Origin of the sequence: Brachybacterium sp. AOP43-C2-M15 (assembly GCF_052446295.1) — a bacterium.
In the GTDB taxonomy this organism is placed as follows: Bacteria; Actinomycetota; Actinomycetes; order Actinomycetales; family Dermabacteraceae; genus Brachybacterium.
In genome coordinates this window covers 66,107-81,940 of the sequence record NZ_JBQSWB010000006.1, presented here as the reverse complement: position 1 = coordinate 81,940, position 15,834 = coordinate 66,107, and the positions used below count along the sequence as shown (strand labels likewise).

General features: G+C 73.3%; 13 protein-coding genes. 9 read left to right on the top strand and 4 right to left on the bottom strand.

Features of this window, described 5'->3' with window-relative positions; genetic code table 11:
• Nucleotides 1–16: 16 nt before the first annotated feature.
• The 5 genes from iolG to ACT3SP_RS08125 all read left to right on the top strand — a co-directional run bounded on the left by iolG (nucleotide 17) and on the right by ACT3SP_RS08125 (nucleotide 6,278).
• Nucleotides 17–1,024, top strand: coding sequence for an inositol 2-dehydrogenase (gene iolG / locus ACT3SP_RS08145; protein WP_444586767.1), 1,008 nt, complete (start codon nucleotides 17–19; stop codon nucleotides 1,022–1,024).
• Nucleotides 1,021–1,899 carry a sugar phosphate isomerase/epimerase family protein gene (locus ACT3SP_RS08140; protein WP_444586766.1) on the top strand — a complete coding sequence of 293 codons (879 nt, stop codon included), beginning with the start codon at nucleotides 1,021–1,023 and terminating at the stop codon, nucleotides 1,897–1,899. The genes iolG and ACT3SP_RS08140 overlap by 4 nt, the downstream gene beginning before the upstream one ends.
• A gap of 91 nt (nucleotides 1,900–1,990) precedes the next feature.
• Nucleotides 1,991–2,848 carry a 5-deoxy-glucuronate isomerase gene (iolB, locus tag ACT3SP_RS08135; RefSeq protein ID WP_444586765.1) on the top strand — a complete coding sequence of 286 codons (858 nt, stop codon included), beginning with the start codon at nucleotides 1,991–1,993 and terminating at the stop codon, nucleotides 2,846–2,848.
• 26 nt (nucleotides 2,849–2,874) lie between these two features.
• The gene (gene iolD / locus ACT3SP_RS08130; RefSeq protein ID WP_444586764.1) at nucleotides 2,875–4,800 is read left to right on the top strand and encodes a 3D-(3,5/4)-trihydroxycyclohexane-1,2-dione acylhydrolase (decyclizing); all 1,926 of its coding nucleotides are present in this window, start codon (nucleotides 2,875–2,877) and stop codon (nucleotides 4,798–4,800) included.
• Nucleotides 4,797–6,278, top strand: coding sequence for an NAD-dependent succinate-semialdehyde dehydrogenase (locus tag ACT3SP_RS08125; RefSeq protein WP_444586763.1), 1,482 nt, complete (start codon nucleotides 4,797–4,799; stop codon nucleotides 6,276–6,278). Before iolD ends, ACT3SP_RS08125 begins: the two co-directional genes overlap by 4 nt.
• A 30-nt stretch (nucleotides 6,279–6,308) precedes the next feature.
• On the opposite strand, the gene ACT3SP_RS08120 is transcribed toward ACT3SP_RS08125, so the two are convergent.
• Nucleotides 6,309–7,052 carry an IclR family transcriptional regulator gene (locus ACT3SP_RS08120; protein ID WP_444586762.1) on the bottom strand — a complete coding sequence of 248 codons (744 nt, stop codon included), beginning with the start codon at nucleotides 7,050–7,052 and terminating at the stop codon, nucleotides 6,309–6,311.
• Nucleotides 7,045–7,848 (bottom strand): IclR family transcriptional regulator, encoded by an 804-nt coding sequence (locus ACT3SP_RS08115; RefSeq protein WP_444586761.1) that lies wholly within the window; start codon nucleotides 7,846–7,848, stop codon nucleotides 7,045–7,047. Before ACT3SP_RS08115 ends, ACT3SP_RS08120 begins: the two co-directional genes overlap by 8 nt.
• Before the next feature lie 103 nt (nucleotides 7,849–7,951).
• On the opposite strand from ACT3SP_RS08115, the gene ACT3SP_RS08110 reads away from it, so the two are divergent.
• The 3 genes from ACT3SP_RS08110 to ACT3SP_RS08100 are packed head-to-tail and all read left to right on the top strand — an operon-like array spanning nucleotide 7,952 to nucleotide 11,701.
• Nucleotides 7,952–8,848: a transketolase gene (locus ACT3SP_RS08110; protein WP_444586760.1), complete on the top strand. Its 897-nt coding sequence runs from the start codon at nucleotides 7,952–7,954 to the stop codon at nucleotides 8,846–8,848.
• Nucleotides 8,845–9,822, top strand: coding sequence for a transketolase family protein (locus tag ACT3SP_RS08105; RefSeq protein WP_444586759.1), 978 nt, complete (start codon nucleotides 8,845–8,847; stop codon nucleotides 9,820–9,822). Before ACT3SP_RS08110 ends, ACT3SP_RS08105 begins: the two co-directional genes overlap by 4 nt.
• A 10-nt stretch (nucleotides 9,823–9,832) precedes the next feature.
• The gene (locus tag ACT3SP_RS08100) at nucleotides 9,833–11,701 is read left to right on the top strand and encodes a phosphoenolpyruvate carboxykinase (GTP) (RefSeq protein WP_444586758.1); all 1,869 of its coding nucleotides are present in this window, start codon (nucleotides 9,833–9,835) and stop codon (nucleotides 11,699–11,701) included.
• Here the strand turns inward: ACT3SP_RS08100 and ACT3SP_RS08095 are convergent.
• Nucleotides 11,698–12,873, bottom strand: a complete 1,176-nt coding sequence (locus ACT3SP_RS08095) for an MFS transporter (protein ID WP_444586757.1) — start codon at nucleotides 12,871–12,873, stop codon at nucleotides 11,698–11,700. The genes ACT3SP_RS08100 and ACT3SP_RS08095 overlap by 4 nt on opposite strands.
• Nucleotides 12,874–12,937: 64 nt before the next feature.
• Complete coding sequence (locus ACT3SP_RS08090) at nucleotides 12,938–13,849, bottom strand: PfkB family carbohydrate kinase (protein WP_444586756.1); 912 nt, start codon at nucleotides 13,847–13,849, stop codon at nucleotides 12,938–12,940.
• A 40-nt stretch (nucleotides 13,850–13,889) separates the two neighbouring features.
• Here ACT3SP_RS08090 and ACT3SP_RS08085 point away from each other — a divergent pair, with 40 nt between their 5' ends.
• The gene (locus tag ACT3SP_RS08085; protein ID WP_444586755.1) at nucleotides 13,890–15,821 is read left to right on the top strand and encodes a penicillin-binding transpeptidase domain-containing protein; all 1,932 of its coding nucleotides are present in this window, start codon (nucleotides 13,890–13,892) and stop codon (nucleotides 15,819–15,821) included.
• The last annotated feature ends 13 nt before the right edge of the window (nucleotides 15,822–15,834 follow it).

Here is a 15,834-nt window from a genome sequence, read left to right as displayed (position 1 = left end):
AGACCTGGAGAACACCATGACGGACACGACCCGGATCGCCCTGTTCGGCACCGGACGCATCGGCCACGTCCACGCGATGAGCGTGGCGGCCCTCGAGGGGGTCGAGCTCAGCTGGGTGTGCGACCCCTTCGCCGACGGCGCCGAGCGCACCGCCGCGACCTACGGCGGTCGCCCCACGACGGACCAGGCGGAGGTCTTCGCCGCCGACGACGTCGACGCCGTCATCATCGCCTCGCCGACCCCGACGCACGTGGACCTCATCGCCTCGGCGATCGGGGCGGGGCTGCCCGCCCTGTGCGAGAAGCCGATCGACCTGGACATCGCCCGGGTCGACGAGCTGCGCGCCGTCGCCGCGGCCTCCGTGGTCCCGGTCGTGCTCGGCTTCAACCGCCGCTTCGATCGGCACTTCGCGCGCATGCACGACCGCGTCGCCGCGGGCGACATCGGCCGCCTCGAGCACCTGGTGATCACGAGCAAGGACCCGGCCGAGCCGCCCGCCGCCTACCTGCGCAGCTCGGGCGGCATCTTCCGGGACATGACCATCCACGACCTCGACATGGCCCGCTACTTCATCCCCGAGATCGTCGAGGTCTCCGCCCGCGGCGCGAACACGTTCAGCGCCGACGCGAAGGAGATCGGCGACTTCGACTCCGCCGTGGTGACCCTGCGCGGCTCCCGCGACGAGCTCGTGACCATCATGAACTCCCGCCACTCCGCCTACGGGTACGACCAGCGCATCGAGGCCTTCGGCGCCGAGGGGCTGCTCCAGGTGGGCAATCAGACCGACACCGGCGTGCGGCACTGGGGGGCGGCCTCGGTCGAGTCCCTCGATCCGTACCAGACCTTCTTCCTCGAGCGCTACGCCGAGGCGTACCGGCTCGAGGTCGTGGAGTTCCTCAAGGCGGTGCGCGGCGAGCCCTCCCGCAGCCCCGGCTTCGAGGACGGCCGGGCGGCCCTGCTGCTCGCCGACGCCGCCGACCGCTCCGCCCGCACCGGGGCCGCGATCGAGGTGGACCTGTCATGAGCGCCCCGGAGCTGGTCGCGACCTGCTGGACGAGCGCCGGCGACGCCCGCCCCGCGGACCCGGATCCGCGCAGCCCGATCCCGGTGCTCGACCGCCTCGACGCGGTCGCGGCCGCGGGCTTCACGGGGATGGGTCTCATCCTCGAGGACCTGCGGGTGGTCCGCGACGATCTCGGTCTCGCCGCGCTGCGGGCGCGGGCCGACGCCCTCGGGGTCGACCACCTCGAGGTCGAGCTCGTCGAGGGGTGGTGGAGCACGGGCGGCGGGACGGCCTGGCGCGCGGGCTGGGAGCTGCTGCTCGAGGCCGCCCGCGCGCTGCGCAGCCCGCTGATCAAGATCGCCCCGCCGCCCGGGGATCCCGTCGCGGACCTCGCCCCGCTGGTGGAGCCCGTGCGCCGCCTGGCCGACGAGGCCGCGGCGGCCGGCACCCGGATCGCGCTCGAGCCGCTGCCCTTCGCCGGCATCGACACGCTGCCCCGGGGCGCGGAGCTGATGTCCCTGGTCGATCACGAGGCCGCCGGCCTGGTCGTCGACTTCTGGCACGTCTTCCGCGCGGGGACGAGCCTGTCCGAGCTCGCGGCGGCACTGGATCCCCGCACCGTCCTCGCCGTCGAGATCAACGATGCGCGGGACGCCGTCCCCGAGGGCCTCAGCCTCTTCGAGGACACCCGCGACAACCGCTGCTACCCCGGGGAGGGCGACCAGGACGTGGTGGGCTTCCTCCGCACCCTGCGCGGCCTCGGGTTCACCGGGCCGTGGGGGGTCGAGATCCTCTCGGAGCAGCATCGTGCCGCGCCGCTGGACGAGGCCCTCGCCCGCGCGGTCCGCACCACGAGGCAGTGCTTCGACCGGGCCGACGCTCCTGCAGTTCTCTGAATATGGACAGCTTGTCCAGAACGCGATAACTGGATATGCTGGACCGGTCCGCACCAACGAGGCAGTATGCAATGAGGCAGAGAGGACCGTCATGGTCGATCCGCAAGTTCTGACCCAGGGTTCCTGGGACGTCATCACCCCCGAGATCGCCGGCTGGACGTACGTCAGCTTCGAGGTGAGGACCTTCGGCGCCGGCGAGACGCTGGAGATCCCCGCCGACGGCTCCGAGCGGGCGCTGGTCAACCTCCGCGGCGACCTCGTCGTCACCGTCGCCGGCCAGGAGCACCGCATCGGCGGGCGGGACAGCGTCTTCGACGGCCTCGGCCACACCCTGTACGTGCCGCGCGACGAGGCCCTCTCGATCACCGCGAGCGAGGGCGCCGAGCTCGCCATCGCCTCCGCCCCGGCGACCGAGGTCCACGAGGTCGTGCACGTCGCGCCCGACGACCTGCCGCTGGTGGCCCGCGGCGCGGGCAACGCCTCGCGCCAGGTCTCCACGCCCATGCCGCCGGACTTCGCCGCCGACCGGCTCCACGTCGTCGAGGTGTACACCCCCGGTGGCAACTGGTCGAGCTACCCGCCCCACAAGCACGAGCACGACGTCGAGGGCGAGGCGCAGCTCGAGGAGGTCTACTACTACCGCACGCGCGATCCCGAGAACGGCTGGGCCCTGCAGCGCGTGTACAGCCCCGAGCGCGACTTCGACCTCGACGTCCCCGTCCGCGACGGCGACATCTGCCTGATCCCCTGGGGCTATCACACCACGGTCGCCGCCCACGGCCAGGACCTCTACTACCTCAACGTGCTCGCAGGCCCGGCGCCCGCCCGCACCCTGCAGGCGTCCGAGGACCCTGCGCTCGCGCCGGCGCGCACGGCCTGGGAGGGGATGGACGTCGACGTCCGGGTCCCCTTCGTGCCGCGCCGCCCCGGCCAGTCCCTCGCGGACTGACCCCTCGAGAATCGGAGACCCGAACCATGTCACGTCCCACCAGCACCCCCCGTCCCACCCGCCGCCTGACCGTCAGCCAGGCGCTCGTCGAGTTCCTGAAGGTCCAGCAGGTCGAGCGCGACGGCGTCACCGAGCCGTTCTTCGGCGGCGCCTTCGGCATCTTCGGCCACGGCAACGTGGCCGGGCTCGGCCAGGCGCTGCTCGAGCACCAGGACGAGTTCCCCTACTACCAGGGCCGCAACGAGCAGGGCATGGTCCACATCGCCACCGGCTACGCCAAGATGCGCAACCGCCTCGGCGCGCTGGCCGTGTCCACCTCCATCGGCCCCGGCGCGACCAACATGGTCACCGGCGCCGGCACCGCGACCGTGAACCACATCCCGGTGCTGCTGCTCCCCTCGGACGTCTTCGCGACCCGCGCCACGGGTGCGGTGCTCCAGCAGCAGGAGATGCCGTACTCGATGGACGTCACCGCGAACGACTCCTTCCGGGCGGTCTCGCGCTACTACGACCGGATCACGCGCCCCGAGCAGCTCGCCTCCGCGCTGATCGAGGCGATGCGAGTGCTCACCAGCCCCGCGGACACCGGCGCGGTCACCCTCTCCCTCCCGCAGGACGTGCAGGCCGAGGCCTACGACTTCCCCGAGGACCTCTTCGCCACCCGCGTCTGGCACGTGGCCCGCAACCGTGCGGACCGCGCCGCCCTCGAGCGCGCCGCCCAGGTGATCCGGGAAGCGGAGAACCCTGTCATCATCGCCGGCGGCGGCGTCATCTACTCCGACGCCACCGACGAGCTCACCCGCTTCGCGGAGACCACCGGCATCGGCGTGGGCGTCACCCAGGCCGGCAAGGCCTCGATCGCCTGGGACCACCCGTTCGCGCTCGGCGCGCTGGGCTCCTCCGGCTCCGCGCACGCCAACCAGATCGCCCATGACGCCGACGTCGTGATCGGGGTGGGCACCCGCTACACGGACTTCACCACCGCCTCGAACACGATGTTCGAGAACCCGGACGTGCGCTTCGTGAACGTCAACGTCGCCGAGATCGACGCCTTCAAGGAGGCCGGCATCCCGCTGATCGGCGATGCGCGCGAGACCCTCGCCGAGCTCCTCGAGCTCCTCGACGGCGCCCAGGTGCCGCAGCAGTCGCAGGAGACCGCCCGCACGGCCGCCGCCGCCTGGAACCAGGAGGTCGACCGGATCATCGAGGTCCAGGGCGGGGACACCTTCACCCAGGGCGAGATGCTCGGACTGCTCAACGCCTCCGCCGAGGAGCGCGACGTGGTGGTCAACGCCGCCGGCTCCATGCCCGGCGACCTCCACCGGCTGTGGAGGGCGGGCAGCCCCAAGGGCTACGACATCGAGTACGGCAACTCGTGCATGGGCTACGAGGTCGCCGGCGGCGTCGGCGCCCAGATCGCGGCCCCGGACCGCCGCGTGCACGTGCTCGTGGGCGACGGCTCCTACCTGATGATGGCGCAGGAGATCATGACCGCCGTCCAGGAGAGGCTGACGATGACGATCGTGGTCGTGGACAACTACGGCTACGGCTCGATCGCGGCGCTGTCCGAGACGCTCGGCTCGCAGACCTTCGGCACCCGCTTCCACCAGCGCGGCGACGGGCCGCGGCACGACGGGGAGCGCCTCGAGGTGGACTTCGCGGCCAATGCCGCGAGCTTCGGCGCGCCCGTGCTCACCGCGGACGACGCCGAGAGCTTCACCGCCGCCCTCGCCGAGGCCCGCACGATCGTCGGCCCCGCCGTCGTGTACGTGAAGGTCGACGCGCAGGGACGCTTCGGCGGCTCCGGCGCCTGGTGGGACGTCCCGGTCGCCGAGGTCTCCGAGCTCGACAGCTCCCGCGAGGCCCGCACGGTCTACGAGGAGCACAAGGCCGCCCAGCGCCCCTACCTCACGCCCACCGTCCCCGCCGCGGACGCGGGGGTGCAGCGATGACCGCCCGGACGCAGACGCAGTCGCAGGCCCACGCGCAGGCCGTCGCCGGCGTGCCCACCGGCCTGCTCATCGGGGGCCGTGAGCGCGCGGCCTCCGACGGCGGGACCTTCGAGGTCATCGACCCCGTCGACGGCGCGGTGCTCGCGGCGGTCGCCAACGGCACCGTCGAGGACGCCGCCGCCGCGGTGGACGCCGCCGCCGACGCCGCCGAGTCCTGGGCGGCGACGGCGCCCCGCGAGCGCTCCGAGATCCTCCGCCGCGCCTTCGACGCGATGATCGAGGACGCCGACCGCCTGGCCCGTCTGATCACCTCCGAGAACGGCAAGATCCTCGCCGATGCGAAGGGCGAGGTCCTCTACGCGGCCGAGTTCCTGCGCTGGTACGCGGAGGAGGCGGTGCGGATCCCGGGCACGCTCGGGACGGCCCCCTCCGGCGCGAACCGCATGCTCGTGGGGCATCGCCCGATCGGGATCTCGGTGCTGGTGACGCCGTGGAACTTCCCGGCGGCGATGGCGACCCGCAAGATCGGCCCGGCGCTGGCCGCCGGGTGCACGGTGATCCTCAAGCCGGCGAGCGACACCCCGCTCACGGCGCTGGCCATCGGCCGCCTCTTCCAGGAGGCCGGACTTCCCGCGGGCGTGCTCAACGTCCTCCCCAGCCGCGCCTCGGGCGCGGTGGTGAAGGAGATGGTGGGCGATCCGCGCACCCGCAAGCTCTCCTTCACCGGCTCGACCGAGGTGGGCGTGGGCCTGATGCAGCTCGCCGCCGAGTCGGTGGTGAAGACCTCGATGGAGCTCGGCGGCAATGCGCCCTTCCTCGTCCTCGAGGACGCCGACCTCGACGCCGCGGTCAGCGGCGCGATGATCGCCAAGATGCGCAACGGCGGCGAGGCCTGCACGGCGGCCAACCGCTTCTACGTGCACGAATCGGTCGCGCAGGAGTTCGGCGCCCGACTCACCGAGGCCATGGGTGCGCTGCGCTCCGGGGACGGCCTGGACCCGGAGGTCGGCCTCGGACCGATGGTCACCGCCCGGGCCCGCGACGACATCGCGGATCTCGTCGCCTCCGCCCAGGAGGACGGCGCCCAGGTGCTCACCGGGGGAGAGGTCCCCGCGGGGGAGGGGTTCTTCTACCCGCCCACCGTGCTGACGGCCGTCCCGCAGGACGCCCGGATCCTCCAGGAGGAGATCTTCGGGCCGGTCGCGCCGATCGTCTCCTTCGCCACCGAGGACGAGGCCGTCGAGCTCGCGAACTCGACCCCGTACGGGCTGGTGTCCTACGTGTACACGCAGGATCTCTCGCGCGGGCTGCGCATCGCCGAGCGGATCGAGTCCGGGATGGTGGGCCTGAACCGGGGCCTGGTCTCGGACCCGGCCGCCCCCTTCGGCGGGATGAAGGAGTCCGGCATCGGCCGCGAGGGCGGCGCCGAGGGCCTTCTGGAGTACATGGAATCGCAGTACATCGCCGTGTCCTGGTGACCTCGCGCGGACACCGCCCCCTGCCGCCGGTCAGCTCCCCACGGGGAGCCGGCCGGCGGCTCGCGCGGCGGCGGCCGTGAACTCCTCGGCCCGGGTCCGGAAGTCGGCCGAGCGTCCCGCGACGGAGAGCGCACCGAGCGGACGGCCCGCGCCGTCGCGCACCGGAACGGCGACGGCGCCGACGCCCACCGTCGCGTCGTCGAGCGAGAGGGTGGATCCGTTCTCGAGGGTGCGCGCGACGTCCGCGCGCAGCGCCTGCGCCTCGACCAGGGTGTACGGGGTCAGCGGCCGACGGGGAGGGCCGGCCGAGAGGTAGTCCTCGAGACGGCCCGACCCGGCCAGCAGCAGCCGGCCCGCCGCGCCCGCGTAGAGGGGCAGCGAGCGACCGGGGGCGAGGACCACCACGCCGATGCCGCGCCCGGGCGCCCAGTCCACGCACAGCGCGACGTCGCCGCGGGGCACCGAGAGGAACACCGTCTGGCCCGTCTCCTCGGCGAGCTCGTCGAGGACGGTCCGGGCCCCGTCCCATTCGGTCATCGCGGCCCGCGCGGCGTCGGAGAGGTGCAGCCACTTCGCGCTCAGCCGGGTCCGACCCTCGGTGGTCGACGTCGCCAGACCGATGGTGCGCAGCCCGTCGAGGAAGCGGTAGACGCTGGGGCGCGGCAGCCCGGTCATCTCGGCGATCTCGGCCGGGGTCAGGTCCCCGCGCTCGGCGAGGGCGTCGATCACCGTCGCGGAGTTGGCGAGCACGCGCATCGGTCGGCCCTCAGCCATCATCTCCTCCGATTCCCTGGGTCCCTCCGTGTCCGAGGTCGCCGCTGATCGCGGCGGCGGCGGCCGTGACCAGGGCGGAGACGTGCTCCTCCTGGTCGATGACCCGTTCGCGCAGGCCGCTGACGGACAGGGCGGCGACCATCTCGCCGCGATGGTTCAGCACCGGGCTCCCGAGCGCCGCGATGCCGACGGTGACGTCCTGGTCGGAGCGGGCGTATCCGCGCTCCCGGATGGCCGCGAGCTCGGCGGTCAGCGCCTCGACGTCGGCCGGATCGTCGGGCCGGGTCAGCAGGGGGTCGGCCAGCTGCTCGACCACCGCGCTGCGCTCGCCCGCGGGCAGGTGGGCGAGCAGGGCGAGGGGTGCGGCGCCGCGGTGCAGGGGCAGCGAGTCCGCGACCTGCATCGCGACCGAGGTGACGTCGTGCCCCTCGAGCCGCTCGACGCAGACCGCCCGCAGCCCCTTGCGGTAGCACAGCAGCACGGCGAGGTCCGCCTCCGCGCGCAGGGCGCGCATGCGGGGCAGGGCGAGTCCGCGCACGTCCAGGGAGGCCTCCACGGAGGCGCCGGTCGACATCAGGCCGAGGCCGAGGCGGTAGGCGCCGCGGGTCGGCGCGGGGTCCACCCAGCCCAGGGCGGTCAGGCTCTGCAGCAGACGGTAGGTGGAGCTGGTGGGCTCTCCGACGGCCTCGGCGAGCCCTGCGGCGCTGAGCTGCGGTGTCGCGGCGAGGGCATCGATGATCGCCCCTGCCTTGCTCAGGATCTCCAATCCGCCGTCGTCGGCGTCGCCGCGTGCCATGTCGACATCCTTCCACACCCCGTCGGATCAGTTCTCTCAGAGAATAGACGAACTGTTCGGGAGGTGATAGATTGGCGGCGTCGTATCAAGCAGAGGAGCTTCCGTGATCCCACGCACCGAGCGAGCCGTCGACGAGCTCGCGGACATCGCACAGCAAGGGCGCCTGCACGTGCTCGAGACGGTCGCCTCGAGCGGAGCGGGTCATATCGGCGGGCCGATGTCCGCCATGGACCTCTTGGTGGCCCTGTACTTCCACCAGTTGCGCATCGACCCCGAGCGCCCCGACGACCCGGACCGCGACCGGTTCATCCTGTCCAAGGGCCACTGCGCCATCGGCCTCTACTCGGTCCTCGCCATGCGCGGGTACTTCCCCGAGGAGGAGCTGACGACCTTCGACCACGGCGACTCGCGCCTCCAGGGCCACCCCGACATGAAGCTGACCCCCGGCGTCGACTCCTCCACCGGCTCGCTCGGCCAGGGGCTGTCGGCCGGCTCCGGCATGGCGCTGGCCGCCAAGCGCCGCGGACTGGACTTCCACACCTGGGTGATGCTCGGGGACGGCGAGCTGCAGGAGGGGATGGTCTGGGAGACGATCGTCTGCGCCCCGCGCTACGGGCTCGACAACCTCACCGCGATCATCGACCTCAACGGTCTCCAGCAGTTCGGCTGGGACATGGCCGACGCCGACCGCTTCGACCGCAGCGAGCCGATGGGCCACATCGACCTGCCAGCCGTCCTGCGCGGATTCGGTTGGGAGGTGCTGGACATCGACGGGCACGACCCGCAGCAGATCGTCACGGCCTACCAGGAGGCCGAGTCCCGGCGCGGGAGCGGCGGCCGCCCCACGGCGATCATCGCCCGCACCCGCAAGGGCAACGGGGTCTCCTACACCCAGGGGACCTTCACATGGCACAACGGCGTGCCCACCGAGGAGCAGCTCGACCTGGCCCGCCGGGAGCTGCTCGGAACGCAGAGCACGACGACGGAGGTGCAGGCATGATCGCGCAGCGCAAGGTCTGGGGAGACACGCTCACCCAGCTCGCGGAGACCGATGACAGGATCGTCGTGATCGACGGCGACCTCGCCACCTCGACCCAGGCGGTCACCTTCGCCAAGGCCCATCCGGACCGGTTCATCCAGGCCGGCATCGCCGAGCAGAACATGGTCGGCATGGCCTTCGGGATGTCGACCCTCGGCTACCGGCCGTGGCTGTCCTCCTTCGGCGTCTTCCTCGCCAACCGCGCGCTGGACCAGGTGCGCATGCTGGTCTCGCAGACCCAGGCCCCGGTGCGCCTGGCCGCGGCCTACACCGGGCTGCTCAACGGTGCCAGCGGCAAGACCCACCAGGACGTCGAGGACCTCGCGATCATGCGAGCGATGCCGCACATGACGGTGCTGGCCCCGGCCGACGCCCGCGAGGCCGAGTCGATGATCCGCTGGGCCGCGGAGCACGACGGGCCCGTCTACCTGCGCCTGGTGCGCGACGCGGTCCCGGACGTGTTCGGCCCGGAGCACGAGTTCGTGCTGGGCCGTCCCGAGCTGCTGCACGACGGCGGCCCGCTCGTGGTCGTCTCCACGGGGGCGCAGACCGTGCGCACCGTCGAGGCCGTCGAGCGCGTCGAGGAGGCGGGCCACGGCGTGCGCCACGTGCACCTGCCCACCATCAAGCCCCTCGACGAGGACGCCCTGTGGGAGCACCTGGGCGGTGCGAGCACCGTCGTCACCGTCGAGGACCACAGCGTGATCGGCGGCCTCGGCGACGTGGTCTCCTCGGTGATCACCGCCCGGGCCGGCGGCGCGCAGCTGCACCGCATCGGCCTCGAGGACGGCTGGGCCGAGTCGGGCCCCAACGACTTCCTGCTCGAGAAGTACGGGCTGTCCGCCGCGAAGGTGGCCGCGCGGATCCTCGAGGTCGCCGAGCGGTCCGTCGCCGAGCGGTCCGTCGCCGGGCGGCCCAGCTCGGTCGGCGCGTGAGGAGCGGGCGATGACCGCGACCACGACCCCGACCCCGCCCTCGCCGACGACCCCGTCCGCCGCCTCCCGCACCGCCCCGCGAGGGCGAGCGGCGCTGGAGGCCTGGGTGCAGGAGATCGCCGCGCTCACGGAACCGGATCAGGTGCTGTGGTGCGACGGCAGCGAGCGCGAGAAGGAGGACCTGCTCGCGCAGATGGTCGCCGACGGATCGCTGATCCCGCTGGACGCCGAGCGCCGGCCCGGGAGCTATCTCGCCCGCAGCACCCCCGCGGACGTCGCCCGGCTGGAGGGGCGCACGTTCATCTGCTCCGCCCGGGAGGAGGACGCCGGGCCCACCAACAACTGGCGGGACCCCGTCCAGGCGCGCCGCGAGCTCGAGGAGGACTTCGCGGGCTCGATGCGCGGCCGGACGATGTACGTCATGCCCTTCTCCATGGGCGCCCTCGACTCGGACCTGGCGCGGATCGGTGTGCAGATCACCGATTCCCCGTACGTCGTCGTCTCCTCGGCGATCATGACCCGCATGGGGTCCGCGGCGCTCGAGCGGATCGGCGAGGACACGCCCTGGGTCCCCGCCGTGCACTCCGTCGGCATGCCGCTGGTCGATGCGGCGGGCGCCCCGATCCCGGACGTGCCCTGGCCCTCGAACGAGCACAAGACCATCGCCCACTTCCCCGAGACCCGGGAGATCTGGTCCTACGGCTCGGGCTACGGCGGCAACGCCCTGCTGGCCAAGAAGTGCTTCGCGCTGCGCATCGCCTCGGTGCTGGGCCGCGAGGAGGGCTGGCTCGCCGAGCACATGCTGCTGATCCGCGCCACCCCGCCCTCGGGCAGGCCCCTGCACATCGCCGCCGCCTTCCCCTCCGCCTGCGGGAAGACGAACTTCGCGATGATGACCCCCAGCCTGCCGGGATGGACGGTCGAGACCCTCGGCGACGACATCACCTGGATGCGCCCGGACGCGGACGGCCGCCTCCGCGCGATCAACCCCGAGGCAGGCTTCTTCGGGGTCGCGCCGGGCACCGGGTGGAGCACGAACCCGGCCGCGATGGAGACCATCGAGCGGGACACGATCTTCACCAACGTCGCCCTGACCGCCGACGGCGACGTGTGGTGGGAGGGCGCGACGCCCGAGCCGCCCGAGGGCCTGGTCGACTGGCAGGGCCGCGAGTGGGACCCTGCCGCCGGCACCCCCGCCGCCCATCCCAACGGCCGCTTCACGGTCTCCGCCGCGCAGTGCCCCCGCATCGCCCCCGACTGGGAGGACCCCGACGGCGTCCCGCTCGACGCGATCATCGTGGGCGGTCGTCGGGCCACGAACGTGCCGCTGGTGGCCGAGGCGCGGGACTGGGCCGAGGGCGTCTTCTTCGGCGCGACCGTCGCGAGCGAGCAGACCGCCGCCGCCGAGGGGCCCGTGGGCGAGCTGCGCATCGACCCCTTCGCGATGCTCCCGTTCAGCGGGTACGACATGGCGCACGCCTGGGAGCACTGGCTGGAGATCGGCGAGCAGCTGGGAGAGAGCGCACCGCGGATCTTCCGGGTGAACTGGTTCCGCAAGGGCGAGGACGGCTCGTACCTGTGGCCGGGCTTCGGCGAGAACTCGCGCGTGATCGAGTGGATCTCGCGCCGCCTCGCCGGGGAGGCGGAGACGGTCGACACCCCGATCGGCCTGCTCCCACGCCCCGAGGACCTCGACGTCGAGGGCCTGGACCTCGAGGAGGGCGTCCTCGCCGAGCTCTTCGCGGTGGATCCCGCGGCGTGGTCGGCCGAGGCCGTCCAGCTGCGCGAGCACTTCGCCCGCTTCGGCGACCGGGTCCCGGAGGCGCTGCGCGCACGGCTCGACGCCCTCTCGGACGTCGGCACCGCGCCGCCGAGCTAGGCGCTCGGGACGGGTGGGTCCGGCACGGGGTCGGCTCGCCGGCGGTGCGCGAGGGCGACGGCGAGGAGGCCGATCGCGGTGAGCACGGCGCAGGCGACGTAGATCCCCGCCTGCCCGAGCACGGTCGCCGAGCCCAGGGCGATGACCCCTCCGGAGAGGATCGCCCCGATCCTGCGGGCGTTCATGTACAGGCTCGTGGCCAGGCCCGGCCTGGCGATGATCTGCTGGAACAGGGTGAGTCCGGTGCCGGAGATCGCCGCGAAGCACCACGCGTTCAGCAACTGGATGCCGAGCAGGGACGCGGGGGTCTGCACGACAGCGAGCAGCAGGTAGTACACGACCCCCGCGGCGCAGCCCGTGATGATCAGGCGCTGCGCGGTGAAGCGCGTGCTGAGCCGGCCGATGAGCAGCAGCGCGGGCACCTCGAGCCCGGCGGCGACGCCGAGCGCCACCCCGGCCCACATCACGTCCAGCTCCAGGGACTGCGTGACGTACACGGTCATGAACGACATGGCGCTCGCGTTCGCGGCCTGCAGCAGCACGAAGCCGACCACGATCACCACCACCCCCGCCCTGCCCGGCAGGGGCCCTGGGTCCGGCTCGTCGGCCTGCGGGGCCGACGGCTGCGCGCGCGCCCCGGCGGCCTGCAGCAGCGCGGTCGCGACGAAGCTCAGCGCCGCGGTGAGCGCGATCGCGAGCAGGGCCGCGCGCTCCCCGAAGGTGCCGATGAGGAACGTCGCGATCGGGGGGCCGGCCACCCAGGCGACCGAGAACAGGGCACGGGTGCTGATGATCTGCTGCCCGGAGGCGCCCGCATGGCGCAGGTGCGCGAACAGCAGCGTGCTGCCCACCCCGGCGGGTCCGCCGAGCACCACGAGCGCCGCGACTGCGAGGGGCAGCGAGGTCGAGACCCCCAGCAGCGCGGTGAGCAGGATGCTCAGCACCGCGCTGACCAGCATCGGGCGCAGGTAGCGGCCGGTGCGGTCCGCCCGAGCAGGGATGATCGTGGTGGCGATCAGGGCGCTCGCGTTGTACAGCGCGAGCGCCCAGCCGAGCTCTGTCGTGCTCGCCCCGTACAGCGTGGTGAGGATCAGCGCGAGCGCGGGGTTGAGGAAGGCGAACTGGAGTCCCCACAGCAGCGCGGTGGAGGGGACGAGGAGGCGCGTGCTCATGGGGATCGACCCTACGGAGCCCGTCACGGCGGGGGGAGGGACTGGCAGTGCACCCCTGCGGTGCTCAGGCGAGGAAGGCGTCGACCTCGTCGCGGGTGGGCGCGCTCTCGGGGCCGTGCCGCGTCACCGCGATCGCGGCCGCGGCGTTGGCCCGGGTCGCGGCCGACTCCCAGTCCGCGCCGAGGGCCCGCTCCGCCAGCAGCACCCCGGTGTGGGTGTCGCCGGCGCCGTTGGTGTCCACCGCCTGCTGCGGGAAGGCGGGGATCATCGTGCCCCGGCCGTGGTGGAAGACGAGGCAGCCGCGCTCCCCGTCGCGCACGATGACCACGGCGTCGGGGCGGAGCCGGCGACGGATCGCCTGCGGGGTGTCCTCGAGGTCGTCGAGATCGGTGAGCGCCCGCGCCTCGTCGGCGTTGGAGGTCCACACCGTGGTCCGGGCGAGCACCCGCTCCTGCAGCTCGCGCGGGAAGCTCGCGAAGGGGTCTCCCGGATCCAGGACCACCGCGACCCCGTCGGGCAGGGCCTCGAGGAACTCCAGCAGCGGCTCCCGGGTCGGCGCGAACAGGCTGTATCCGGAGACGCACACCAGGTCCCCGGGGCGGGGATCGAGCCGGGCGAGGGAGGCGGCGGTGACCTCGCGCTCGGCCCCGTACACGGTGAGGAAGGTGCGCTCGGCCGTCGGCTCGAGCATCACCATGCAGTAGCCGGTGTCCGTCCCCTCGCGCGGCGCGTCGGACAGCGCCACGCCGTCCTGCGCGAGCACCCCGCGGATCAGGTCGCCGTTCGGGCCGACGCCGTGGGCACCGCCGTGCACCGCCTCGGCCCCGGTGCGGGCGGCGGAGATGAGGATGGTCACCGCGCCGCCGGCGTACCTCGTCCCGCGGCGGGCGTTGGTGTTCCCGCCGCGGGTGGGCAGGTCGTCGACCTCGACGATCACGTCGACCAGGGCCTGGGCGGTGTGCAGCACACGGGGCATGGGCTCGAGTCTAGGGGCCGGGCGGTGCGAGGATGGAGGCATGAGCCCCGCTCCCGCCGCCCGCCCCCGACGCCGTGCGCCGTGGATCGTCCTGGTCGCCGTGCTCGCGATCGCCGCCCTGGTGGTCGGCGCGCTGCTGTGGCGGGACCGCTTCGGGAACGGTGCCGAGGAGGCGGAGGCGCTCGCCGCCGCGCTCGCCGACGGGGACTTCTCCGCCGTCCCCGTCGAGGAGCTCGGCGCCGCGGGCGCCGCCGAGGAGCACGAGCGCGTGCTCGGTGCGCTGATCGAGGCGACCGGCGAGGCCCCGCAGGTCGAGCTCGCCGATGCCGGCAGCGCCGAGGACGGCACCCGCACCGCCACCTACGCGTGGACCTGGACCCTCCCGGACGATGCCGGGACCTGGGAGTACACCACCGAGGCGACGCTGCACCGCGGCGAGGACGGCTGGGCCGTGCAGCTGGATCCCGCGGTGCTCGGGCCCGAGCTCGACGGCGGCGAGCAGCTCGCGGTCCGGACCCTCGAGCCGACCCTCGGCACGGTCACCGACCGGGAGGACACCCAGCTCTACGGGCCCCGGGACGTGAAGGTGCTGGGCCTGGACAAGACGCAGCTCGAGGACGGGGAGCTCGAGGACGCCGCCCGCGAGCTGGCCGGGCTGCTGGGCACCGACGCCGACCGCTACGCGCAGACCGTCGCGGACGCCGGCCCCGAGGCCTTCGTCCCCGCGCTCACCATCCGGGTCACGGACGAGGACGAGTACCCCCTGGGCGAGGCCGCGGACATCACCGGCTTCCTCGCCGCGGAGCGCACCCAGCCGCTCGCGATCGACCGGGACTACGCGCCCGGGGTGCTCGGCTCCCTGCGCGAGGCGAGCGCCGAGGACGTCGAGGACTCCGACGGCGAGATCGAGGCCGGGGACCTGGTGGCGAGCGGGGGAGTGGTCGCGGCCGCGCACGACGAGCTCGTCGGCACGAAGGGGCTCGAGATCGTCGCGGCCGACGAGGACGGAGAGGACGAGCGCTCCCTGCACCGCGTCGACCCGGTCGACGGCACCGAGGTGCGCACCACCCTCGACGACCATCTGCAGCGCGTGGCCACCGAGGCGATCGCCGACGAGGACTCCCCGGCGGCGGTGATCGCCCTCCAGCCCTCGACCGGTGACGTGCTCGCGGCGGCCCTGGGGCCGGCCGGGCAGTCCTACCCGGTCGGGCTCGTCGGCCAGTACGCCCCCGGCTCCACCTTCAAGACCGTCACGGCCCTGTCCCTGCTGCGCGCGGGCGACACCCCGGACACGGAGCTCGAGTGCCCCGAGACCGCGACCGTCGCGGGCCGCAGCTTCAAGAACGCCGACTCGATGGACCCCTCGCTGTTCGGGACGATGCCGCTGCGCTCGGTCATCGCGCACTCCTGCAACACCGCGCTCCTGCTCCAGCACGAGAAGGTCGACCAGCCCGGCCTCGCCGACGCCGCGACCACCCTGGGCCTCGGGCAGGAGGCCCCGACCGGGCTGGAGGCGTTCATGGGCTCGATCGATCCCGAGGACGAAGGGGTCGAGCACGCCGCCGCGATGATGGGCCAGGGCCGGGTGCTCGCCTCGCCGCTGTCGATGGCGGTGGTGCTCGCGAGCGTCCAGAACGGCGCGACCGTCGCCCCGCGGATCCTCGCCGACGAGGAGCCCGCCGACGCGGAGGTGCCGACGCCCCTGACCGAGGAGGAGACCGCGCAGATGCAGGAGATGCTGCGGGGCGTGGTCACCGACGGCAGTCTCGACGACCTCGCGGATCTTCCCGGCGAGCCGGTGATCGGCAAGACCGGCACCGCCGAGTGGACGGACGAGGACGGCGAGCTGGCCCTGCACTCCTGGGTGATCGTCGCCCAGGGCGACCTGGTGATCGCGGTGTTCGTCGAGGACGGCAGCTACGGCTCGGTCACCGCCGGCCCGATCGCCCGCGAGGTCCTCGAGGGCGCATGACCCGGCGCACGAC

What these genes read in the sequence shown, in the direction of transcription:
- iolD (WP_444586764.1), top strand. Translation starts at nt 2,875, where the DNA reads ATGTCACGTCCCACCAGCACCCCCCGTCCCACCCGCCGCCTGACCGTC.
- ACT3SP_RS08090 (WP_444586756.1), bottom strand. Translation starts at nt 13,849, where the DNA reads ATGCCCCGTGTGCTGCACACCGCCCAGGCCCTGGTCGACGTGATCGTC.
- ACT3SP_RS08095 (WP_444586757.1), bottom strand. Translation starts at nt 12,873, where the DNA reads ATGAGCACGCGCCTCCTCGTCCCCTCCACCGCGCTGCTGTGGGGACTC.
- ACT3SP_RS08120 (WP_444586762.1), bottom strand. Translation starts at nt 7,052, where the DNA reads ATGGCTGAGGGCCGACCGATGCGCGTGCTCGCCAACTCCGCGACGGTG.
- iolG (WP_444586767.1), top strand. Translation starts at nt 17, where the DNA reads ATGACGGACACGACCCGGATCGCCCTGTTCGGCACCGGACGCATCGGC.
- ACT3SP_RS08105 (WP_444586759.1), top strand. Translation starts at nt 8,845, where the DNA reads ATGATCGCGCAGCGCAAGGTCTGGGGAGACACGCTCACCCAGCTCGCG.
- ACT3SP_RS08085 (WP_444586755.1), top strand. Translation starts at nt 13,890, where the DNA reads ATGAGCCCCGCTCCCGCCGCCCGCCCCCGACGCCGTGCGCCGTGGATC.
- ACT3SP_RS08100 (WP_444586758.1), top strand. Translation starts at nt 9,833, where the DNA reads ATGACCGCGACCACGACCCCGACCCCGCCCTCGCCGACGACCCCGTCC.
- ACT3SP_RS08125 (WP_444586763.1), top strand. Translation starts at nt 4,797, where the DNA reads ATGACCGCCCGGACGCAGACGCAGTCGCAGGCCCACGCGCAGGCCGTC.
- iolB (WP_444586765.1), top strand. Translation starts at nt 1,991, where the DNA reads ATGGTCGATCCGCAAGTTCTGACCCAGGGTTCCTGGGACGTCATCACC.
- ACT3SP_RS08140 (WP_444586766.1), top strand. Translation starts at nt 1,021, where the DNA reads ATGAGCGCCCCGGAGCTGGTCGCGACCTGCTGGACGAGCGCCGGCGAC.
- ACT3SP_RS08115 (WP_444586761.1), bottom strand. Translation starts at nt 7,848, where the DNA reads ATGGCACGCGGCGACGCCGACGACGGCGGATTGGAGATCCTGAGCAAG.